We start from the raw sequence: 5,786 nt of genomic DNA on the forward strand, positions 1-5,786 counted from the left end.
GCTTTTTCTCGGCGAGCCTTGGCGATTCGGCCCCCGAGATCGCCCGCGCGATTCACTTGGAGCTGGGGCGTCAGCGCGACGAGATTGAGCTGATCGCATCGGAAAACATCGTCTCTCGCGCGGTCCTGGAAGCCCAGGGCTCGATCATGACCAACAAATACGCCGAGGGTTATCCCGGCCGTCGCTACTACGGCGGGTGCCAGTTCGTGGACATCGCCGAGGAGTTGGCCATCGACCGGGCGAAGCGTCTGTTCGACTGCAAATTCGCCAACGTCCAACCGAATTCCGGCAGCCAGGCCAACCAGGCCGTCTTCATGGCGCTGATGAAGCCGGGCGACACCTTCATGGGTCTCGATCTGGCCTGCGGTGGACATCTGACCCACGGCTCCCCCGTGAACATGTCCGGCAAGTGGTTCAACGTCGTGAGCTACAAGGTGCGTCCGGACGATCAGGTGATCGACATGGACGAGGTCGCCGAACTTGCTCGCACCCACAAGCCGAAAGTCATCGTGGCCGGCGGCTCGGCCTATTCGCGCTTCTGGGATTTCGCTCGTTTTCGTGAAATCGCGGACGAGGTCGGCGCTTTCTTCATGGTCGATATCGCCCACTTTGCCGGGCTCGTCGCCGGCGGCGCCCATCCGTCCCCGTTTCCGCATGCCCATGTGGTCACGACAACCACGCACAAGACCCTGCGCGGCCCGCGCGGTGGCATGATCCTCACCAATGACGAGGATATCGCGAAGAAGSTCAAYTCGGCCATCTTCCCGGGTCTGCAGGGYGGYCCGCTGATGCACGTCATCGCCGCTAAGGCGGTGGCCTTCGGCGAGGCGCTGCGACCGGATTTCAAGATCTACGCCCGCCAAGTGGTGGACAATGCCAAGATGCTCGCCGACACGATGGTGTCGGGCGGCTACGCGATCGTCGCCGGCGGCACGGACAATCACCTCATGCTCGTCGATCTTCGTCCCAAGAAGTTGACCGGCAAGGCGGCTGAGGCCGCGATGGGACGCGCCCACATCACCTGCAACAAGAACGGCGTGCCCTTCGACCCGGAGAAGCCGATGGTGACCTCGGGCGTGCGTCTCGGAACGCCGGCGGCCACTTCGCGCGGCTTCGGCCTCGCGGAGTTCCGCAAGGTGGGAGAGCTGATCGTCGAGACTCTCGACGGCTTGGCGGCCAATGGCGAAGCAGCCAACGGCCATGTCGAGGAATCGGTGAAGAAGCGGGTTCACGAATTGACGCGTCGCTTCCCCATTTACGCCTGAGGCCAAGACCACCAGATGCGCTGCCCCTATTGCGGAAGCCTCGACACGCAGGTGAAGGATTCCCGCCCGACGGACGATTCGTCAGCGATCCGCCGGCGGCGCGTCTGCCCCGATTGCGGCGGTCGCTTCACGACCTTCGAGCGGGTGCAGTTGCGCGAACTCTTCGTCGTGAAGAAGTCGGGCCGCCGGGTGCCCTTCGATCGCACCAAACTCGAACGGTCGGTCGAGGTCGCGCTGCGCAAGCGTCCGGTCGAACCGGAGCGGGTGGAGCGTATGATCAACGGCATCGTGCGCCAACTCGAGAGCCAGGGCGAGTCAGACGTGCCGAGCGAGATGGTCGGCGAGATGATCATGGAGGGCCTCAAGGGCCTCGATGACATCGCCTATGTTCGCTTTGCGTCGGTCTATAAGAACTTCCGTGAAGCCAAAGACTTCGAGGAAATTCTTGGCAGATTGCAGGAAGACGAGAACACGGAGCCGGATGAGCCGCCGTCGTCCCGTGCCGGCGAATGAGACGTCCATTCGTTTTTGAGAGCGCTCACCGATGAGCGAGACGGCCCACGATGAACGCTTCATGCGTCTGGCCCTCGCAGTCGGAGCGCGCAATCTCGGACTGACGTGGCCCAACCCGGCCGTGGGATCGGTCGTGGTCGTCGAGGACGGGGACGGGCCATTGATCCTCGCGCAAGGCGCGACGCGCCCTGGTGGACGACCACATTCGGAGCGCGTGGCATTGAAGGCCGCGGGAGAGGCGGCGCGCGGCGGGACTCTCTACGTCACGCTCGAGCCTTGCTCCCACCAAGGGCAGTCGCCACCCTGCGTCGACGCCATCATGAAGGCTGGGATCAAACGCGTCGTTTCCGCGCTGGAAGATCCCGATCACCGGGTCGCCGGCCGCGGACATGCGCTTCTGCGCGACGCCGGCATCACGGTATCGGTCGGTTGCCTGGGCCAGCAGGCGCGGCGGGACAACATCGGTCATCTCACCCGCGTGACGAAAGGGCGTCCCGCCGTCGCCCTCAAGTTGGCGCGCACCACCGAGGGGTTCGCCGGCGTTCGCAACGGGAGTCGGTTGATGATAACCGGCGAACTCGCCAACGCGCGTCTTCACCTGATCCGCGCCCACGCGGATGCGATCATGGTTGGTGTCGGAACCGTCCTGGCCGACGACCCGCTCCTCAACGTCCGCCTCCCAGGGCTCGAAGACCGCTCCCCGATCCGCATCATCGTCGACAGCGCCTTGCGTACCCCCGTTTCGGCTCGGGTGATTGCCGGGTCCAGAAGCATTCCGACGTGGATCGTGGCGACAGTCGATGCCCCGGTTGAGCGCGAGCATGCGCTCATCGCCGCTGGGGTCGAGGTTCTTCGCGTGGACCGGGACGCGACCGGTCACGTCGATCTTGGCGCAGCGCTCCAGTTGCTGGGGACGCGGGGACTGACGCGGGTTTTCAGCGAAGGCGGGCCGGGTCTTGCGGATGCGCTGGCCAAGGCCGATCTGATCGACGAACTGATCCTTGCGACGGGGGGCTCCGGGAAGGGCCAGGGCGACGTGCCTGCACTCGGACCCGCGCTTCAGGACAGAATGGATGAATTGCGCCTTGTCGGCGACGAGATGCTCGGCCGCGACCTGCTGATGTTTTGGGAGAGAAATTGATGTTCACGGGTATCGTTACCGATGTGGGCCGCGTCGCCTCGATCGCGGACGCAGATAAGCTTCGGCGCATCCGCATCGAGTCGGTCTACGACCCGGCCTCGATCGCGCTCGGCGCCTCGATCGCGTGTGGCGGACCTTGCCTGACCGTTGTCGACGTCGGGCCGCGCGGAAACGGATGCTGGTTCGATGTGGACGCGGCGGCGGAGACCCTCGATCGGACGAACGTCGGTCAGTGGCACGTCGGAACCAGGATCAACCTGGAACGCGCACTCAAGATCGGCGACGAGCTCGGTGGCCACATCGTGACAGGACACGTGGACGGCCTCGCCACCATCGTCGCCCGCGAGGAGATGACCGCCGGCGACAATCCGTGGGGGCCGACGGCACGGTTCGAGATAAAAGTTTCAAAGGAACTGGCGCCCTTCATTGCCCAGAAAGGCTCGATCACCCTCGACGGGACGTCGTTGACGGTGAACGCGGTCCATGACGACGTGTTCTCGGTGCTGATCATTCCGCACACGCTCAGTGTTACGACCTGGGGCGAGCGCAAGGTGGGAGACATGCTGAATCTGGAGGTCGACATGATGGCACGGTATGCCGCGCGACTTGCGGATGCTCGGGCGGCGGGGTAGGTCACGGCCAACGCGTAAAACCTCGTTCGTTGCGGGCCAACGGCTCTCGTCGGCATGAGGATGCTCTTTTTCAAGTTCTGATCGGTTGTCTCATGGTTGCGAACCACGCCAAGCCTCAAGCCCGCCCGCCCGTTCCCGGCGCCCGCATCCTGATCGTGGAGGCGCGGTTCTACGACGACATCGCGGACGAATTGCTGCGCGGCGCGAAGGCCGCAGTCGAGGCCGCACAAGCGACCGCGGATGTGCTGACAGTCGACGGCGCTCTCGAGATCGCGACGACCGCCGTGATCGCTCYGGAAGCCGCGGAGGAAGCCGACACGCCATACGACGCCGTCGTCGCCCTCGGCTGCGTCATCCGTGGCGAGACGGGCCATTACGATATCGTGGCGGGCGAAAGCGCCCGCGCTTTGATGGATCTTTCCCTGTCCTTGAGCCTTCCTCTCGCCAACGGCATCCTGACGGTCGAGAATGATGATCAGGCCTGGGCGCGAGCACGCGTCAATGAAATGAACRAGGGCGGCGGCGCGGTCGAGGCGGCTCTCGCCGTTCTTCGCATCAAGCGACGCCTTCAGGGAGCCTGAGCCATGGCAAAGCCCGCAGAACGCGCCGCCGCCCGCCTTGCCGCCGTTCAGGCGCTCTATCAGATGGACGTGTCCGGCAAGGACGTCGCCGATGCGCTGGCCGAGTTCGAAGCGTTCTGGATCGGACGCGAGGTCGAGGGCATCACGTTCCAACCCTCCGACAACGCTTTCTTTCGCGATATCCTCTCAGGTGTCGTCAACAATCAACGGGCGATCGACGTCAGCGTCGACAAGGCCTTGGCGGCAGGTTGGCCGCTCGCCCGGGTCGAGGCTGTGATCCGAGCCATCCTGCGCGCCGGCGGCTACGAGCTGATGTTCCGCAAAGACGTCCCAGCGCGTGTCGTCATCACCGAATATGTCGACGTGACGCATGGGTTCTACGGCGACGACGAGCCCGGGCTGGTCAATGCCGTTCTCGACGCAATCGCCAGGGAAGTCCGCCCCGGCGAGCTCGAGAAGAAAGCCGGTGGTCGCCAGAAGGGCGCATAGTTCCGGGCGCCTCGTGCTTCGCGTGTCGCTACGCTTGCACGAAGGCGACATCGGAAAACACACGCTCGTGGGAGGGAAGGCCGACACATGACGTCTCCGCGTCCCTCCGAGGACGAGCTCATCGCTCGCTATTTTGCGCCGTTGGCCACCGATGGTGCGTTGGGCCTTCGGGACGACGCCGCCTGCTATACGCCGCGCCCGGATCACGATCTCGTTCTCACCACGGACGCGCTTGTCGAAGGGGGCCATTTTCTGGCCGACGACCGGCCGGGTTCGGTCGCGCGCAAGGCGTTGGCAGTCAATGTCTCGGATCTCGCCGCAAAGGGTGCGCAGCCGCGCGGCTTCCTGCTCAGCCTCGCGCTTCCCGACGATTGGACCGAAGCTTGGCTTTCCGCCTTTGCCGAAGGGCTCGGGGCGGCTGCCGGTGACTTTGGTTGTCCGCTCCTCGGGGGCGACACGGTGAAGGCCAGGGGGCCGCTGACGCTCTCGGTTACCGCCATCGGCGACGTTCCGACGGGCCGCATGATACGGCGCACGGGAGCCAGACCAGGCGATCTGATCGCCGTCACGGGGACGATCGGTGACGGTGCACTCGGCCTCGATCTGAGGTTCAAGCCGGAATGGCAGGAGGGCCTCTCACCGGAGGCGCGGTCTTTTCTCATGGATCGCAACCAGCATCCACAGCCGCGGGTCGCGTTCATCGAGGCGTTGCGGGACCATGCCCGCGGAGCGATGGACATTTCCGACGGCCTCGCGGGGGATCTCGCCAAGATGCTGAGGGTGAGCGGTTGCACGGGAATCGCCGAGACGCGGGACGTTCCCTTGTCGGACGCTGCCCGCGCAGCCATTTCGATCGAACCGAAGCTGTTGGATCGGGTCCTGACCGGCGGCGATGATTACGAGATCCTCTGCACCTTCCCGTCAGATCGGCGCGACAGCTTCTCAAAGGCGGCCGCGGCCGCCGGTGTGCGGCTGTCGATCATTGGAACGGTGGTTACAGGTGAGGGGCTGCCGGTTTTTCGTGCAGACGGCCGCGAGAAGCGCTACCAAGCCGGCTCGTTCTCTCATTTTTGATCGTTGCTGATGCTTCCCCTCGCGAATGACGCGCTCGCCAAGCGCAACGCTCTCGTCCTTTCGCTTGCGCAGGCCTTCAGCGGTGCCAATC

General features: G+C 64.7%; 7 protein-coding genes. All 7 read left to right on the forward strand.

The window, feature by feature from the left end:
* On the forward strand, window positions 1-1,265 hold a 1,265-nt coding region (glyA, locus tag AC1DT3_RS10685; protein ID WP_477465236.1), incomplete at its 5' end, for a serine hydroxymethyltransferase.
* Between the two features lie 15 nt (window positions 1,266-1,280).
* On the forward strand, window positions 1,281-1,778 hold the full coding sequence (nrdR, locus tag AC1DT3_RS10690; RefSeq protein WP_477465237.1) for a transcriptional regulator NrdR: 498 nt from the start codon (window positions 1,281-1,283) through the stop codon (window positions 1,776-1,778).
* A gap of 31 nt (window positions 1,779-1,809) precedes the next feature.
* On the forward strand, window positions 1,810-2,919 hold the full coding sequence (gene ribD, locus AC1DT3_RS10695; RefSeq protein WP_477465238.1) for a bifunctional diaminohydroxyphosphoribosylaminopyrimidine deaminase/5-amino-6-(5-phosphoribosylamino)uracil reductase RibD: 1,110 nt from the start codon (window positions 1,810-1,812) through the stop codon (window positions 2,917-2,919).
* On the forward strand, window positions 2,919-3,551 hold the full coding sequence (locus AC1DT3_RS10700; protein WP_477465239.1) for a riboflavin synthase: 633 nt from the start codon (window positions 2,919-2,921) through the stop codon (window positions 3,549-3,551). Before ribD ends, AC1DT3_RS10700 begins: the two co-directional genes overlap by 1 nt.
* Window positions 3,552-3,643: 92 nt before the next feature.
* Window positions 3,644-4,132, forward strand: a complete 489-nt coding sequence (gene ribH / locus AC1DT3_RS10705; protein ID WP_477465240.1) for a 6,7-dimethyl-8-ribityllumazine synthase — start codon at window positions 3,644-3,646, stop codon at window positions 4,130-4,132.
* 3 nt (window positions 4,133-4,135) lie between these two features.
* Window positions 4,136-4,621 (forward strand): transcription antitermination factor NusB, encoded by a 486-nt coding sequence (gene nusB / locus AC1DT3_RS10710; RefSeq protein ID WP_477465241.1) that lies wholly within the window; start codon window positions 4,136-4,138, stop codon window positions 4,619-4,621.
* Between the two features lie 87 nt (window positions 4,622-4,708).
* A complete protein-coding gene (thiL, locus tag AC1DT3_RS10715) occupies window positions 4,709-5,695 on the forward strand; it encodes a thiamine-phosphate kinase (protein ID WP_477465242.1) in 987 nt (328 codons plus the stop codon).
* Window positions 5,696-5,786: the final 91 nt, after the last annotated feature.

The organism is Microvirga sp. P4_G7 (genome assembly GCF_056401005.1).